Annotated in this window: 12 protein-coding genes and 1 tRNA gene; 10 read left to right on the forward strand and 3 right to left on the reverse strand. The window is 44.4% G+C overall.

Annotated features, from left to right (window positions below; all coding sequences use genetic code 11):
- Positions 1–172 precede the first annotated feature (172 nt).
- Entirely contained in the window at positions 173–652 is a 480-nt protein-coding gene (locus tag FME95_RS01955; RefSeq protein ID WP_147712661.1) for a hypothetical protein, read from the reverse strand.
- Positions 653–837: 185 nt separating this feature from the next.
- Here FME95_RS01955 and FME95_RS01960 point away from each other — a divergent pair, with 185 nt between their 5' ends.
- From FME95_RS01960 to FME95_RS02000, 9 genes are all read left to right on the forward strand, one after another.
- Positions 838–1,065 carry a hypothetical protein gene (locus tag FME95_RS01960; protein ID WP_147712663.1) on the forward strand — a complete coding sequence of 76 codons (228 nt, stop codon included), beginning with the start codon at positions 838–840 and terminating at the stop codon, positions 1,063–1,065.
- 13 nt (positions 1,066–1,078) lie between these two features.
- Positions 1,079–1,813 carry a pseudouridine synthase gene (locus tag FME95_RS01965; protein WP_147712665.1) on the forward strand — a complete coding sequence of 245 codons (735 nt, stop codon included), beginning with the start codon at positions 1,079–1,081 and terminating at the stop codon, positions 1,811–1,813.
- Positions 1,814–2,198: 385 nt separating this feature from the next.
- On the forward strand, positions 2,199–3,230 hold the full coding sequence (locus tag FME95_RS01970; RefSeq protein ID WP_147712666.1) for a glycine betaine ABC transporter substrate-binding protein: 1,032 nt from the start codon (positions 2,199–2,201) through the stop codon (positions 3,228–3,230).
- A gap of 111 nt (positions 3,231–3,341) precedes the next feature.
- Positions 3,342–4,229, forward strand: a complete 888-nt coding sequence (locus tag FME95_RS01975) for an ABC transporter permease (RefSeq protein ID WP_147712668.1) — start codon at positions 3,342–3,344, stop codon at positions 4,227–4,229.
- Positions 4,222–5,442 carry a quaternary amine ABC transporter ATP-binding protein gene (locus FME95_RS01980; RefSeq protein WP_147712670.1) on the forward strand — a complete coding sequence of 407 codons (1,221 nt, stop codon included), beginning with the start codon at positions 4,222–4,224 and terminating at the stop codon, positions 5,440–5,442. Before FME95_RS01975 ends, FME95_RS01980 begins: the two co-directional genes overlap by 8 nt.
- Before the next feature lie 222 nt (positions 5,443–5,664).
- Complete coding sequence (gene trxC / locus FME95_RS01985; protein WP_147712672.1) at positions 5,665–6,105, forward strand: thioredoxin TrxC; 441 nt, start codon at positions 5,665–5,667, stop codon at positions 6,103–6,105.
- Between the two features lie 216 nt (positions 6,106–6,321).
- Complete coding sequence (locus FME95_RS01990) at positions 6,322–9,792, forward strand: hybrid sensor histidine kinase/response regulator (protein WP_147712674.1); 3,471 nt, start codon at positions 6,322–6,324, stop codon at positions 9,790–9,792.
- 117 nt (positions 9,793–9,909) lie between these two features.
- Positions 9,910–9,986, forward strand: a tRNA-Arg gene (locus FME95_RS01995).
- A gap of 917 nt (positions 9,987–10,903) precedes the next feature.
- Positions 10,904–12,814: a methyl-accepting chemotaxis protein gene (locus FME95_RS02000; protein ID WP_147712676.1), complete on the forward strand. Its 1,911-nt coding sequence runs from the start codon at positions 10,904–10,906 to the stop codon at positions 12,812–12,814.
- Positions 12,815–12,857: 43 nt separating this feature from the next.
- Here FME95_RS02000 and FME95_RS02005 read toward each other — a convergent pair whose 3' ends face one another.
- Complete coding sequence (locus FME95_RS02005; protein ID WP_147712678.1) at positions 12,858–13,958, reverse strand: CobW family GTP-binding protein; 1,101 nt, start codon at positions 13,956–13,958, stop codon at positions 12,858–12,860.
- A gap of 80 nt (positions 13,959–14,038) precedes the next feature.
- Positions 14,039–14,953, reverse strand: coding sequence for a LysR family transcriptional regulator (locus tag FME95_RS02010; RefSeq protein ID WP_147712680.1), 915 nt, complete (start codon positions 14,951–14,953; stop codon positions 14,039–14,041).
- A gap of 420 nt (positions 14,954–15,373) precedes the next feature.
- Here FME95_RS02010 and FME95_RS02015 point away from each other — a divergent pair, with 420 nt between their 5' ends.
- Positions 15,374–16,348 (forward strand): TRAP transporter substrate-binding protein, encoded by a 975-nt coding sequence (locus FME95_RS02015; RefSeq protein ID WP_246109307.1) that lies wholly within the window; start codon positions 15,374–15,376, stop codon positions 16,346–16,348.
- The last annotated feature ends 32 nt before the right edge of the window (positions 16,349–16,380 follow it).

A 16,380-nucleotide genomic window follows, 5' to 3' on the forward strand; every position in this document is an offset into this window, starting at 1 on the left:
AGCGGTACTACGCTGGTTTAGCGCTAGCTAACAGATAGTTTACCGCCAGCTAACAAGTCGCTTAGCGCCAGAAAAAACAAAGCCAGCTTATGCTGGCTTTTTTGTGCTTGGAGTTTATTAGGTAAGAAGGGGATCAGTACCTTTCAGCTTTTCGCTCTTTATTTCGGTCGAGTTATTCTGTTCGAGCGTACAAAAATATAGAGGCTTTAATGATGTCTTCACTGTTGGTTGCACTGAGACCTTCGGTGTCCATAATCCAGCGACGCTGCTCGTCTAGGTCAAAGCTGTCGATGTTATCGAAGCAGTCGTATTCGGAAATAACATCGTATTCACATTCTTTCTGATATGCCTCAAACATCAAATCTAAGCAATATTGAGTCGATATCGGGTCTTGGCAGTAAAGCTCACCATCTTCTAGATCTAGATCCCACTCTTTGAGAATGTCTAAAACAGACTCACCCTTATCGAGTAAATCCTGAACCGATGGGGTGTCGCTGTTGAACTGTGCGGTTTCAAAATCAATCAGCCATTCTTCTTCTGGTCGAATCAGTACCGTTTTGTATTGGCCATCTTTTAACGACCAAGAAACCGCATAAGGGTAGCCGGATTCGATATCAGTCATTTCAAAAGCAATAAAGGTAGGGATATTCATAGCATCTCATCAGTGTTTCGGTTGCCGCTAATGATCTCATGGTGCAGGCAGAATAATCCAGTCTGCGATTTTTTAGTTTATACCGTTATCTAATTTGCGGGTCATGTTAAAAATGGCGGCTTTAGTTTAGAGTTCGCAGCCGTTTTGTAGTTTTAAATAAGGTTAATCAGAAGGGAGAGAGCGTGATGAGCGACGAAAACGAGCGAATTGCTAGAGATTTCAGCGCGCGCAGTGCAGAAGAGCAGCAGGCATTTTTAGAAAATACTTGGTGCAATCAGTGCCAGCAGGTCGATTTGGGGATGGTTGAGCCTATTGAGTACGAGTTTTTAGGTCGTATTTTTATCGAAGGTAAATGCTCTGTTTGTGGTGAGCCTTCAATTACCGAAGTGGTTGATGACGAAGACGACGATTGATGGTTGATGAGTAATGAGTGATGTTTCGGTTATTTATGAAGATGAGTACCTGATCGCGGTCGACAAGCCTGCCGGTTTGCTTGTTCATCCGTCATGGCTTGATCGCCATGAAAGCGATACGTTAAGTCATCGATTAAAAAGCTATTTTCAGCAGCAGGGCGCTAGCCATAAGGTGCATACAGTACACCGATTAGATCGACCGACCAGTGGCATTATGTTGGTGGCGAAATCTGAAGCGGTGGCGCGTGATCTAGCCGAACAGTTTCGTAATGGATCGATTAAAAAGCGCTATTGGGCGATTTGCCGTGGCTTTTGTGAGCCTGAATTTAGCGTCGATTATGCCTTGGTTGAGCAGCTCGATAAAATCGCCGATAAATACGCTCAGCAAGATAAGCCTGCACAGCCTGCCGTTACTTACTTTAAGCGTCTCGCCATTGCCGAGCTGGCGCATCCAGTCAGTCGATACTCAAAAAGTCGATTCTCTTGGTTGGAGTGCCAGCCTGAAACAGGGCGTAAGCACCAAATTCGTCGTCACCTAAAGCATGTTCGCCACCCCATTTTGGTGGATAGCCGGTACGGTTGCAGGCATCACAATAAGCTAGCTCAACAGCAGTTGGGTATTGCCTCGCTAGCCTTGAGGGCGGTTTCTATCGATTTTTTCCATCCTGTACTAAATAAAAATATGATGCTCGAAGTCCCTGCAAACCCCTTATGGCTCAGTGCTTTACGTGAATTTGGCTGGTTTTAGACGATAAATTTAGTTTGTATACTATTTGAGGTTTAGAATTGGCTTTGTTATGGTTGTGTCAACTTTTGCAATACAAGAGGACTCGTCAAACGGTTACCAGCCCCTAACCAGGCTCGGTTTTAGACTATTTGAACGAATAGTATATGAATATCTTAGAGAACAGTTTAGCCACGCTATTACTCCCGTTCCTTTCTGCTACTCGTGCCACAATTAGTCGGCCTGCAAAAGTTCTTCTTCCTTACCGTTTTTGTTTTTTATACCTCTTATCCCTAACTCGTAATACACAATTTCCCCTCTCTATAAAACGTAACAACCGTCTTGGCAGCTATTAGCTAGGTTTTGCTATGGGTTGTCTGTACAAAAAATAATCAAGGAATGCAATGAAATGAAAATTAAATTAAGTATGGTTTTGCCAGTTGTGACTGCGCTGCTGTTAGCGGCCTGCTCACAAGAAGGTGCTGAAGATTCGGTTGCTGAATCAGAAAGTCATCAGTGTGAGAACGTTACAATTGCAGAAATGACTTGGAGTTCTGCTTCATTGTGGGCGAATATCGATAAGGTGATTCTGGAAAACGGCTTTGGCTGTGAAGTGGAATTAGTACCTGGTGACACCCTGGCGGCAACAACATCGATGATCGAAAAGGGCGTACCAGCAATTGCCCCTGAGTTGTGGACTAATGGTGTTGTTGATGTACTGGAAAAAGGTGTTGAGGACGGCAAGGTCGAATATGTTGGTCGTTCACTTTCTGATGGTGGTCAAGAAAACTTATGGGTACCTAAGTACATGGTTGATCAATACCCAGAGTTAGCAACACTTGAAGGTGTTAAAAAACACGCAGCGCTGTTTAAAAACCCTGAAAACCCTGGTACGAGCATGATGATGGGTTGTCCAGCTGGTTGGAACTGCCAGATTGCAAATGAGAATTTGTTCCGAGCTATGGAACTAGCAGACTATGGTTTTGAATTAGTAGATCCAGGTTCTGGTGCTGGCCTTGCTGGCTCTATTGCTAAAGCGTATGAGCGTAAAGAACCATGGTTTGGTTATTACTGGGCACCTACTGCGCTATTAGGTAAATATGAAATGGTAAGTGTTGATGTGGGTGCAGAAGCTGACCTTGAACACTATTCTACCTGTATTGGCAAATTAGACTGTGAATCACCTCGAGTGATTTCATTCCCTGTTGCTAATGTATGGACAGTTGTAAGTACTGAATTTTCTTCAGGATCTCCAGAAGTTATGGATTATTTAGCTGTTCGTTCTTTAGATAACGCATTGATGAATAAGCTGCTAGCATGGATGGAAGATAACCAAGCAAACGGCGAAATTGGTGCTTATGAATTTTTAGAAAGCTATCCAGAAGTTTGGACTCCTTGGGTCTCTGAAGAAGTCGCGACAGCAATTAAAGCTTCGCTATAGAAGTTTGTGATTTATTTCATGAATTTTATTTGAAGTCATTTGTCTTTAAATAAAAACTAAGTGGCGCTCTTTATTAGGGCGCCTTATTTTTAGCTTGAAAAGAAACTTAACATGTCTTGGTTAACAGAAATCCCTCAGCTAGACCGTAGTGGTATGACTAGCTTAAAAAAAATAATTGATGAAGCCTTTAAAGGTTTTTCTCGTCAATATGGTGAAGGTATTGAAAACTTCTTTAAGCCTTTGCTGGATTTTTTAATCTTTTTTGAAAAACTATTACTCGCCACACCTTGGTGGCTAATGATCGCTATTTTAGTATTGATTACTCAGCTGGCAGCACGTTCAGTCAAGTTGTCTGTTGGTGTTGGCGTTGCGCTACTCTGTATTGGTTTTTTAGGTATGTGGGAAGACACAATGCGGACCTTAAGCCTAATTACAGTGTGTACGCTGTTATCAATTTTAATAGGTATTCCTGTTGGGATTTTGATGTCTCGGTCTGATCGTACGCAGAAAGTTATTACGCCTGTGCTCGACATTATGCAGACAATGCCTGCTTTTGTTTATTTAATACCGGTAGTCATCTTGCTTGGTATTGGCAGAGTTTCAGGCCTAATCGCTGTCGTTATTTATGCGATCCCTCCTGTTATCCGTTTAACGAACTTAGGTATCCGTTTAGTGGATAAAGAAGTCATTGAAGCCGCAGATTCTTACGGTGTTACTTCTATGCAAAGGCTTTGGTCGGTGCAGCTGCCGTTAGCCATGCCTAATATTATGGCGGGCATTAACCAAACCATTATGATGGCATTATCGATGGTTGTGATCGCATCTATGATTGGTGTTCGGGGTTTGGGTTTACCAGTATTGCAAGCCATTAATAACCAATACATTGCTCAAGGCTTGCTGAATGGTTCTGCCATTGTTGTATTAGCTATTATTTTTGATCGTGTATCACAGGCTTACGCTAAGCGCTCGCAACATAATATTGGAGGTCAAAATGACTGAATCATTGGTTCGAGTTGAAGGCCTCTATAAACTTTTTGGTTCAACACCTAATAAGTTTATTGAAAAAGCCAAAGCAGGTGAGACAAAAACTGACATCTTGAAAGAAACTGGACACACCTTAGGTTTACGTGACATTAGTCTAGATATTAAACGCGGTGAAATCTTCGTTATTATGGGGCTATCAGGTTCGGGTAAGTCGACTCTTATTCGTCACTTTAATCGACTGATTGACCCTACCGAAGGTAAAGTCATCGTTGAAGGTCAGGATATTATGACGTTGAACGAAGCTGAACTGCGAGAGTTCCGCCGAGTTAAAATGTCGATGGTATTTCAACGTTTTGGTCTTATGCCTCATTACACGGTATTAGAAAATATAGCCTTTGGTTTGCAGGTTCGTGGTGTTGCTAAAAAAGATCGCTCAGAAAAAGCCATGCAATGGCTGGAAGATGTCGGTCTAAAAGGTTATGAAGATCAGTATCCTTCACAGCTTTCTGGCGGCCAGCAACAGCGTGTTGGTTTAGCGCGAGCTTTGTGTACTGATGCAGAAATTCTATTAATGGATGAAGCTTTTTCGGCACTTGATCCGCTCATTCGTTCGGAGATGCAAGACCAGTTGGTTGAGCTGCAAGAGAAGCTGCATAAAACCATTATCTTTATCACCCACGATTTAGACGAAGCCTTACGTATTGGTGATCGTATTGCCATTTTACGTGACGGTGAATTGATTCAAGTAGGTGAGCCCGCAGATATTCTGCTGAACCCAGTAGATGATTACGTCGAAAGTTTTGTTCGCGATGTTAACCGTGCTCGGGCATTGACAGTCGATACCGTGATGCAGCCTGTTAAGGATCGTATTTCTGCGCATACTATTGGTGAAGCGATTAAACAGATGCGAACTTCTAAGCTCGATTACGCTTACAATGTGAATGAAGATGGCTACCAAGGTGCGATTGTTCGTGAGCAGCTTGAAGAGCTGGATAAATCTGAATATTCCAATGAACTGTGTGAAGACAACTACGAACCAGAAGTGGTTGTATCACCGGATGATGTGCTCGAAGCGGTGATTTCTGAAACTCTCGACAGCGAATACCCAGTACCTGTCGTCGACGAAGAAGGCCAGCTGCAGGGTGAACTCAGTCGAGGAAACCTAGCCGAGGCGCTCAGCGCTCAATCTCTGCAGGACCCAGAAACCGAGACGGATTCTAAGTCTTAATCTTAATGCTACTGGTCAATATTCAAGTTTATCCTTTAGGGTAAACTTGAATGCTATTTAACCGTTATGTCGTGGCGCTTCATTTTATCTATTTCTAAACCTGTTCCCTCAATTGTTAGGCCATGGTTTTGCTACTGCGTTAGTGAATTCAAAGCGGTTAGTGTGTTTTACTAATTAACATTTCAAACCAGCTTTATACAGCTGACAACGGAGGTTATACGCATGTTAAACGTCACCTGTGCATCCTGTTCTACCATCAACCGAGTACCTGAAGACCGATCGGTCGATCAGGCGATCTGCGGTCATTGCAAAAAGCCGGTCATTCAGTTCGGTGCTATCACTGTTGGTGAAGGCAATTTTGATAACCATGTATTGAAAACAGATTTGCCCGTTGTGGTCGATTTTTGGGCCAGCTGGTGCGCGCCCTGCGTTCAGTTTTCTCCAGTGTTTGAGCAGGCGGCTCGTGGCTGGGAACCTAGAGTTCGCTTTGTCAAAGTAGATGCCGATGCGACGCCTGTTATTTCTAATCGCTTTGGTATTCGCAGCATTCCGAGTATTTTATTGTTCTATAAAGGCGAGGTTGTCGAGCAACGCCAGGGTAATATGCCAGCAGGTTTATTCGACCAATGGCTAGAGAAGCAAGTGACTTCGCTGGGCCTTTAGTTAGGCCGCTGGTTTTTATTTTGTTATCGAGTTTTAGCTGTCGTATGTTGTTTAGTTATCCGGTTTGAACTAGCGAGTTTGAGTTATTTAATTTGAACTAAAGGCGTGACTTGCGTGCCACAGGTTACGCTTATGGCGGCAGCAATCAATGTTATACTGCTTTCATCTTATCTCACTTTGTCTTATTGAGTGCTGGTGTTTGTGCTGGAGTAATTAATGCATAGCCTGAGTTTGTTCATATTTATTGCGCTGCTGTATGTAATGGTTTTTTTTGCCATTGCTTGGTGGGGCGATAAAAAACCGCTGCACTCTCGACTGCACCCTTGGGTTTATGGATTATCGCTCACCATCTTTTGCACCAGCTGGAGCTTTTATGGCGCAACGGCTCAATTTGCGGGGCAGGGGTGGTACTTTTCTCCGGTGCATCTAGGCGCCATTGTGTTATTGGTTTTTGGCTTTTCGTTTTGGCAGAAGCTAGTTCGAGTCGCTAAACAAGAAAACGCCACCAGTCTTTCTGATTTCATTACATCGCGCTATGGCAATAGCAGAACCGTCGCATTATTGGTTGCACTGATATCGCTATTTGCCGTTATTCCCTATATCGCTTTACAGCTGCAGGCGATGTCCGTCAGCTTTAGCTTGGTTTCAAATACACCGGTTGTCACCAATTATTGGTTTCAGGATATCGCCCTTTATATTGCTTTGGTTATGGCTGCTGTTGCAATGCTGTTAGGCACTCGTCATCTCGACGCAACGAAACATAACTCCGGCATGCTGTTGGCTGTCGCAGCAGAAGCGATCGTTAAACTGGTAGTTTTTTTGGTTCTAGGTTACTGGGCAGTACAAAGTATCGGTGGTGGTTTTGTGCCCTTGTTGCGCGACTCTTTGGCTGCTTCGGCTACAGAAACTCTGTTTAATGGCTTTAACGACAGCTATATTTATACCACGCAAATGCTGCTGGGTTTGTTGGCTATTTTTGTCTTGCCGCGGCAGTTTCAGCTTGCTGTTGTCGACTGTCGAAATGACCAAGATTTGCAAAAATCGCGTTGGATTTTGCCCAGCTATTTAATTTTATTTAACCTCTTCATTGCCCCGTTAGCCGCTGTTGGTTTGCTGCACGTCAATGCAGATGCCAGCCAGTTAGAACACCTAGTATTAACTTTACCACTGCTGCATGGCCGAGATGATCTTGTTTTGCTTGCGTTTATTGGTGGTCTTTCTGCGGCAACCTCAATGCTGATTGTCAGCACTATTTCATTAAGTACCATGTTATCTAATGACCTTGTGTTGCCCATGTTGATTCGTTTTTCAATCTTTCGTGCTGAATCAAAACGGATGGCTAGCATTATTTTAACGGTTCGGCGTTTGGGTATTGTGGCTATTCTATTGGCCGCTTTTTCTTATTATCGCTTAGTTGGCTCGGCACACAGCTTATTACTGACAGGGTTAGTCGCGTTAGTGGCGGTAGCTCAGTTTGTACCATCCGTTGTGATTGGTTTGTTTTGGACGGGCGTGAATCGTAAAGGTGTTATTTGGGGGTTAAGCCTAGGGTTTCTGACCTGGTTTTATACTCTGATGTTGCCTATGGCAGCGCAAACATGGCTTGGTACCGAAGCGTTGCAGCAGTGGCTACAGCAGCAGAGCATTTTTAATCCTTATGCGTTATTTGGTGTCGATGGTTTAACACCAGTGGTGCATGCAACCGCTTGGAGCTTAGCGCTCAATGTTTTGGGGTTGCTGCTGGGTTCGGCATACAGTCAGGTTTCGTTAAAAGATCGAATACAGGCCAGTCGTATTGTTCAGCAGTCAGCTAAAGAGCCAGCAGAGAATCAATACAGTGGTATTACGGTGGCAGATCTCTATAGCCTGATGAGTCAGTTTATTGCCATTGAAAAGCTGTCATCGTTATTTCATGGCTACACCCACCCAGTGACGCATCGCATCAGTAAGGATGGCATAGCTGACGATCGTTTGATCCGTAACAGTGAACGCATGTTGTCGTCGGTCATGGGGTTGCCAGCAGCGCGTCTGTTGTTTGAAGAGGTTGAAAAGATTCGCCTACAAGGCTGGGGTGATGTTGATAACATCGTCACCGAGGCGTCTCAGGTGTTTAAGTTTAATCGGGACATATTAAATTCTGCACTGCAATCGATTAATCAGGGCATTAGCATTGTCGATCAGCAGTTTAATTTAGTTGCGTGGAATAAAACCTATCAGCAAATGTTCGATTACCCAGAGCACCTTCTCGTTGTTGGTACGCCGATCATTGATTTGGTGCGCTATAACGCAGAGCAGGGTGAATATGGTGAAGGCTCGGTGGCGCAATTGGTTGAGCAGCGCATGGCGTTTTTGTATCGAGCCGAAAATTATAAAACCGAACGAAAAGTTAAAGACGGCCGCTATATTAATATACTAGGCCGCCCGATGGACGAGGGCGGTTATATCACCGTCTATACCGATGTCACCGAGTACCGTTTAATTACTGAGCAGTTAAAGCACAGTAATGAAGACCTTGAAATGCAGGTCGATAAACGTACCGAAGCCTTGCGACAATCTAATTCAGAACTTGAAAAAGCCAACGTAGAATTAGAAAAGGCAAACATCAATAAAACCAAATTCCTTGCTGCAGCCGGACACGATTTAGTACAGCCATTAAATTCAGCTGCCTTGTTTACCGCCAGCCTTCAATCGCGGCTGAATGATTCGCAAGAGAGTGACGAACTCAAATTACTGTGTGAAAAAATAGAGAGCTCGCTGCAATCGGCAGATAGCCTATTAAGCGAGTTGCTCGATATCTCTAAGCTAGACTCGGACATTATTAAGCCGTCGATATCAACCTTTAGCCTGAGTTCGATGCTGCAATCGTTGCAGGCTGAGTTTGCCATTATCGCAGAGCAGCGCAATGTCGATTTTACCTTGGTGGTCAGTTCGGCCGTGGTTGTTTCTGATGCTCGATTGCTGCGTCGTATTTTGCAAAACCTGATCAGTAACGCCATTAAGTACAGCCATTCCGGACGGGTTCTGGTTGGCGTGCGCCGACACCAGCAACAGCTTCGAATTGAGGTTATCGATACTGGCCCCGGGCTCAGTGAGCAACAGTGCAAGGTTATTTTTGATGAGTTTTATCGAGTGCCGGAATACGCACAAAAAGAACAAGGCCTTGGTCTTGGCTTGTCGATTGTGAAACGGATGTCCGAATTGCTCGATCACCCGCTGTCTGTTGAATCTACGCTCGGCAAAGGTAGCTGTTTTAGTGTTAGCGTGCCTAAAGGCGATAGCTTGCCAGTAGCCAGCCAATCCAAACTTGAGGCAGTTGAGCGAGGTGCCGATTGGCGCATCCTCTGCGTTGATAACGAACAGCAAATTATTGATGGCATGCAGAGCCTAATGCAGGCTTGGGGCTATCAAGTTGATGTCGCACTCGACGAACAAGCAGCGGATCAGCATATCCAAAAGAGTCAGCCAGAGTTGGTGATTATCGACTTCCACCTTAATAATGAGGTGACCGGGCTAGAGGTGATTGACCGTTGGCAGCAAAGCTGGATGCAGCAAACACCAGTTATTGTTATTACCGCAGACTATACCGATGAGGTGCGCCACGCGACAAAAGACAAAGGCTATTACTTACTAAAAAAACCGATTCGGCCATTACAGCTTAAAGCCTTGTTAGAAAAGATCCTTGCTTGATCAGAGCCGCAAAAAGCTAGCAAAATCAACTATTTGCACTAAATATAGCGGCCTAGCACTGGACTAATTTTTCCGCCCTGACTACAATGGCAGCCGTTCAATTCTGAACAGCACTACGCGCCCGTAGCTCAGCTGGATAGAGTAGGTGGCTTCGAACCACTTGGTCGGGAGTTCGAATCTCTCCGGGCGCGCCATTTCAATAGTATTTCATTGCCAAATTATGTATTGCCTACCGGTATCAATTCCCGCTGTATCGGAGAGATTGTTTTGCACCGCAAAACGAGTGCGAAGCACGAACGAACGTAGGAGTTCGACCCGAAGGGCCGCGAAGCGCATATCTTTCGGCGCGCCATTTCAATAGTATTTCATTGCCAAATTATGTATTGCCTACCGGTATCAATTCCCGCTGTATCGGAGAGATTGTTTTGCGCCGCAAAACGAGTGCGCAGCACGAACGAACGGTCGAGTTCGACCCGAAGGGCCGCGAAGCGCATCTCTTGCGGCGCGCCATTTCAATAGTATTTCATTGCCAAATTATGTATTGCCTATCGGTATAGATTCCCGCTGTATCGGAGAGATTGTTTTGCACCGCAAAACGAGTGCGCAGCACGAACGAACGGTCGAGTTCGACCCGAAGGGCCGCGAAGCGCATATCTTCCAGTTCTTACCGGCTGTCTAATCATCATCGTTGCCGCTTGGCTCGGCTGCTTGGCAACCGCTAGTGTCATATTTGTGTCATGAGAATGGTTGTTTTTTACACGATCCCATAGTAATGTTGACCAAAAGGTAAGTTTTGTCGGGTTTATTAGGCTGTACGATTTAACCGCCTATGCCGGAGTTGCTAGGCTCCGGGTAGTTATCTCGTTGCCACCTACTGCGTAGGTGCTTTTGGCGTCTCTGAGTAGTATTTCTGTCTGAACATTTCTTCTCAAAGTTACACCTAAATTTATCATGGCCTTGTTGCTCAAGGCTGTCTGTTTGTTGCTGTGTTGTGTCACTGATCTGGCGATCCGTACTTTCAAGAAACCTTGATTGGCGGTCATTAGTTGAAGGACTACACTGATGTTTTTTGTGTTCGTAGCATGATTGCTGCTTAGTTTTAGAGGTTACTATGGCTTTTCTTTCTAAATTTTCGATTAAGACGCAAATTACAGTGTCGTTGTTTTTATCGATTTTTGCTTCCACGGCGGTACTGGTTGAAATTTCCACCGGTAAAACTCAGGAGTTGCTGGCCGAGCGATTAGAGTCGTCAGACTTTCCTAACCTTGTTCAGCGAGCACGTAACCTTATTGATGGTGAAATCGGAGAAATGCATGTTATTACGCATGCGTTAGCCACCAATCCGTTTATTGTTTCTTGGTCAGAGAATGGTGCTAACGCAGAGCAAGAGACAGAGTTAGTGGCCTATCTAAAGCAGGTTGCAACAACTAACCAGCTCAGTAACGCTTCTTTTGTTGATCGCCAAACCAATAACTATTGGAATCAAGACGGCTTTTTACGTCAGCTACAAAACGATAACTTCGACGGCTGGTTCTTCGCCTATAAAGCCAGCGGCCAGGCCAGAAGTGCCAGTACCTACACTTACGAAGATGGCTCTATTGACGTATTTGTTAACTATCAGCAGTTAGATGGTCGAGGTGCATCGGGTGTGTCTAAATCCTTTGGTGATGTCGTTGATGTCTTGAATACCATTGAGATTGAAGAAAGTGGTTTTTTATTTTTGGTCGATAAAGATGGCTTGGTCAAAGTTCATAAAGACATGAGCTTGGTTGGAGAGCGTCACCTAGACCAGCTGTTCGATAATATGGATACCAGCCAGCTATTAAAAAATAGAGACTTTGCCTTTGCATCCAACAAATCAATGATCATTGCTACCAGTTATATTGAATCGTTGGATTGGTATGTTGTGGCGCAAGTTCCGCGTTCAGAGCTGTATTCTGCTATCAATGAAGCACGTAATTACATGTTTATAGCATTGGCTTTATGTTTGTTGGTTTTTGTTGGTATTGCTGCTTTCTTAGTGCGTAAGCTGTTTGCTCCGTTGGATGATATGGCTGCCTCTTTTGAGCGCTTAGGTCAGGGCGAAGGCGATCTTTCTAGTCGTTTAGATACCAATAAGTCTGAAGAAATCGCTCGACTAGCGATGGGCTTCAATAGCTTTGTCGACAAAATACGAGCGGTGGTTTTACAGGTTAGTGAAACTTCTGATGCGGTACGCCATGCGGCTGAAGGCACTCGTACCGATGCTGAAAACCTACGTCAAGTCGCTGATCAACAGCGTGATCGAAGCTTGCAGGTAAACACGGCAGTTAATGAAATGGGTAATACCATTACCGATGTTGCTAACAACGCCAGTGTTGCTGCTCAGTCGGCTAATCAGGCGAATGAGTTGTCTAAAGAAATATCCGAAAAGGTTGCGGAATCTGAAAGTATTGTCAGTGTGATGGCGCAAGATATGGATGCAGTGTCTGGTTCGATTTCTTCATTGGCAGAAAAGAGTCGTTCTATCGCCTCGGTACTTGAAGTTATTCAGGGCGTTTCTGAACAGACCAATCTATTAGCATTAAATGCAGCGATTGAAGCTGCGCGAGCCGGTGAACATGGTCGAGGCTTTGCGGTTGTTGCTGATGAGGTTCGTAGCTTAGCTCAGCGTACCAGTGCCTCGGCCGAAGAGATTGGGCAAATTATTGCTCAGTTACAAGGTGGTGCTGACGAGTCGGTAACGGCGGTTGAGCGAGGAATTCATCAGGTTGAGAAAAACGTCGAGTCATCAAAAATGATTCGAGAGTCGTTATCGAAAATTGTGAAAAATATCCAAAACCTGAGCGATTTAAATACTCAAGTCGCGACCGCGACAGAAGAGCAGAGCGCCGTGGTCAAAGAGATTAATGAGCATGTCGTTAACATCAGCGACAGTACTGATAAAAATGTCGATGCTGCAGAGAGCGTTAATCAATCCAGTCATCAGTTAAAAGATTTATCAGATAACCTTGCTGAATTGGTGTCACGTTTTAAAGTCTAAAAATAGGCTCCTGTACTGGCTGTAAAGATTATAGCTGCAGCCATTACAGGAGACACTTAAGCAACTCTGTTTGCCAGCTCTGCTGAACGGTCGGGGCGATAATTTCTATCCGACTTTCGCTGAGCGGCGCTAATCGCGTTTCATTAAAGCTGTCTTCCGTGATGTTAAAACCTAAGCTGTTTTCATCGCTAATAAAGCTGCCTTTAATGCGTTCTGCATTAATGGTTTTTAAAAATTCCCTCAATTTAGAAGCGTCAAATCGATGCTCGCTTGAAAATTGCCAGCCAATACTTTCATAACCTTCGCCCTGATTCGCAACTTGCCTGTAGCCGTTGTCTGCTAACGGCTCAGGCTGGTTTTTATGGCTATGGCTATGGCTATGGCTATGGCTATGATTGTGATGCTCGTGCTCGTGCTCGTGCTCGTGCTCGTGCTCGTGCTCGTGCTCGTGCTCGTGCTCGTGCTCGTGCTCATGGGCATGCGGTTCCGGCTTAAGAGTAGGGTTCACAATCGGCGAAGCCGTTGCGCCGGTTATCTGCGCCAGCGTAATTTTGCCATGGCTTGTGGCATGGAACTCCACGTCGACTGCTGAGACATCGCTGACATAGTCTTTCAGTCGCGCCAAATCATCAGGCTGATAAAGATCGGTTTTTGTGGCAATAATAAGATCGGCGATTTTAATCTGCTGATTAAAGGTTTCATGCTCAGTGTAACGAGTGTCAGCCACTTTTCGGGCATCGACCAGTGTGACAATTTTTTCAAGAGCAAGGCTTTCTTGGTAATGTTCGCTGGATAATACCTTGAGCACTTCAATCGGGTGGCCTAAGCCTGTTGGTTCTATAAATAGCCGGTCTGGTTTAGCTCGTGTCAGTAGTTCATTTAGAGCAACCTGCATCGGCAAACCGGCTGCGCAGCACATGCATCCACCCGGCACTTCTCGAATAAAGACGCCAGCCTGTTGTGGCTGATGTTCGAATAGGCTGCCGTCAACGCCGATCTCACCAAACTCATTGACTAAAATGGCCCAGCGTTCGTGCTCAGGTTTTGCTTTTAATAGGTTTAAAATTAAAGAGGTTTTTCCTGAGCCCAAAAAGCCAGTGATGATATGGCTCGGTACTTTGCTGATCTTTTGGTTTTGGCTCATATTTGGCCTATCTATGAAAAAGTATTTAGGAAGATGGATAGTCGTTGCCGACTATTGTATCGCTCTTATCGATCGAGCAGCTATCCTGCATTGGGTTTAAAACGAAAGCTTTGTTCTTGAGTTTGGCTGAGTATGAATTCCCAGGTGAGCTTTAAATCTCGAAATTGATGTAAATCCTTACTGGTCGATATCCATAGTTCACGGTGCAGCAATATATCGGGCAGTACAGGGCTTAAGCCGTCATCACCATAGGCGACAAAGTGCGGCAGAATACCAATGCCTAAACCTGACTGAACCGCCTTGTGTTGAGTATGAATGGTGGTTGATTGGTAGATGAATTCCAAAGCTGGATATATTTCTGATTGATACTTTAATAGGTCGGTAAACAGTTGGTCTTCGATATAGCCAATAAAATGATGCGCTTCTAAATCATCGCGCTTTTTTATTTTAGGGTGTTCTTCTAAGTAGCTATGGCTGGCAAATAAGCCGAGCGTATAGTCGGTCAATTTTCGTTGAATGAAGTTTTCACCCTTTTGCGGCCCGATGGTGATACTGATATCCACATCGCCGCTGGTGATGTAAGTAATGCCGGCGAGTGAGACCAATTCAATATCGATGTTCTTATGTTTAATCCATACCGGTAAGTGGCTCGATAAAAAATAATTACTAAAGCCTTCGGTCACTCCGATGCGAATGGTTGAGCGGATCTGTTGTGTGCTGCGGTACTTTTCATTCGCTAGACGCAGCGTTCGCTCACATTCTTCAGCATAGGGAATGAGGTCTTCACCCGCTTTGGTTAGGTGAAAGCCTTTGCTGTTTTGAAAAAATAACCGGGTGCCGACCGCTTTTTCTAACTGTTCAATCCGGTTTGCAATGGTGACGTGAGTACAGCCAAGTTTGCTGGCAGCTAAAGATAGTCGGCCATAGCGGGACAGCGCTAAAAAATATTTTAGGTCGTTCCAGTTTATCGAAAGCAGGTTAGTGTGCTCATTCATACGGTGTTCCTGAGGTAAGCTTGCTTGGCGGTAGGCAGTGGCGATTATCTTTTGGCACTGGAGGCAAAGGTTAATGGCTTTAGCCCGCCAGTGGCAAGGCTTGTTGTAATTTTTTTTTCAGTCAAGTTGCTGTGCTGATGGCTTTAGGTTGAATTTTATTGCCTCCAAATAGGGCGTAATTGCAATGAATTAAAGGGCTTTGTTTTATTTTGGTGCTTTTTGCTTGAAAGTGAGGCTGTTTTTAAACCGCTGTTCGTGCTGTCAAATAGTGGTTTTCTGTAATTTTTTTTACAGCTGGTGTAAGCAAACTTCTATTGCCTTTAAATGCCCCGGCGCCTATTTTTTGTCCGACGCACAGAGAGTTCTATACAGTCATCGAGATCGATAAAGATTAATCGGAACAGAAGTAGGAGAGTCATGATGAAAAAGCATCTTATCGCTGCATTCGCGTTACTGATGAGTACAGCAGTCACCGCAGCAGAATACAACTTTACCTTTGCACACGTACTTATAGATGAAACACCTAACGGTCAGGCGGCATTGGCGTTTGCTAAAGAAGTTGAAGAAAAATCAGACGGCCGAATTAAAATTAATGTAATGCCGGCGGCGCAATTAGGCGGTGACGTTGAAATTATCGAACAGTTACAGCTCAACTTAGTGCAAATTGCTATTCCACCTACGGCTACATTGGGTAACTTTGAGCCACGCGTACAAATTTTAGATCTACCATTTTTACTGCCTTCTGAAGAGTTGATGATCAAAGTATTGGATGGCAAAGCTGGTCGCGAAATTCTAGATACATTAGAAGGTCACGGTATGCACGCAGTGAACTTTTGGGGTGCGGGTTTCCGTCATATGACAAACAATGTACGCCCAATCGATGAGCCGAGTGATTTAAAAGGCATTAAGATGCGTACTATGCAGTCACCAATTTTGCTTAGCACCTACCGTAACTTTGATGCAAACCCAACGGCAATGGCTTACACCGAGGTTTACAACGGTTTACAGCAAAGCGTTATTGAAGGGCAAGAAAACCCAATTGCAAACATTACCAGTAAGCGTTTTTATGAAGTTCAAAAGTACATGACACTGACGTCAAATGCTTACCATGGTTATGCCGCTATTGTTAACAAGCAAGCTTGGGATTCACTACCAGAAGATCTACAAGCGGTAATGACAGAAGCCTTTAATAATGCTCGTGATCTTTCTCGTCAGTTAACCAATGAGTTGGAAGCTACAGCACTTGAAAACATCAAGAAGTACACGCAAGTGACTGAGTTAACGCCTGAGCAGCTAGAAGCATTTGTTAAAGCTAGCCAGCCAGTACATGAAGAGTTCCGCGATACCATCACGTCAGATCTGCTTGATCTCGTCTATGAAGAAATTAATCGTTAATAACTCATTTAACATGAGTAAAGAGGGAGGTT

This window comes from Reinekea thalattae (assembly GCF_008041945.1).
Taxonomy (GTDB): domain Bacteria; phylum Pseudomonadota; class Gammaproteobacteria; order Pseudomonadales; family Natronospirillaceae; genus Reinekea; species Reinekea thalattae.

Excerpts from the sequence above, each read along its gene's own strand:
- FME95_RS01955 (WP_147712661.1), bottom strand. The coding sequence starts at position 652 with ATGAATATCCCTACCTTTATTGCTTTTGAAATGACTGATATCGAATCC.
- FME95_RS01960 (WP_147712663.1), top strand. The coding sequence starts at position 838 with ATGAGCGACGAAAACGAGCGAATTGCTAGAGATTTCAGCGCGCGCAGT.
- FME95_RS01965 (WP_147712665.1), top strand. The coding sequence starts at position 1,079 with ATGAGTGATGTTTCGGTTATTTATGAAGATGAGTACCTGATCGCGGTC.
- FME95_RS01970 (WP_147712666.1), top strand. The coding sequence starts at position 2,199 with ATGAAAATTAAATTAAGTATGGTTTTGCCAGTTGTGACTGCGCTGCTG.
- FME95_RS01975 (WP_147712668.1), top strand. The coding sequence starts at position 3,342 with ATGTCTTGGTTAACAGAAATCCCTCAGCTAGACCGTAGTGGTATGACT.
- FME95_RS01980 (WP_147712670.1), top strand. The coding sequence starts at position 4,222 with ATGACTGAATCATTGGTTCGAGTTGAAGGCCTCTATAAACTTTTTGGT.
- trxC (WP_147712672.1), top strand. The coding sequence starts at position 5,665 with ATGTTAAACGTCACCTGTGCATCCTGTTCTACCATCAACCGAGTACCT.
- FME95_RS01990 (WP_147712674.1), top strand. The coding sequence starts at position 6,322 with ATGCATAGCCTGAGTTTGTTCATATTTATTGCGCTGCTGTATGTAATG.
- FME95_RS02000 (WP_147712676.1), top strand. The coding sequence starts at position 10,904 with ATGGCTTTTCTTTCTAAATTTTCGATTAAGACGCAAATTACAGTGTCG.
- FME95_RS02005 (WP_147712678.1), bottom strand. The coding sequence starts at position 13,958 with ATGAGCCAAAACCAAAAGATCAGCAAAGTACCGAGCCATATCATCACT.
- FME95_RS02010 (WP_147712680.1), bottom strand. The coding sequence starts at position 14,953 with ATGAATGAGCACACTAACCTGCTTTCGATAAACTGGAACGACCTAAAA.
- FME95_RS02015 (WP_246109307.1), top strand. The coding sequence starts at position 15,374 with ATGAAAAAGCATCTTATCGCTGCATTCGCGTTACTGATGAGTACAGCA.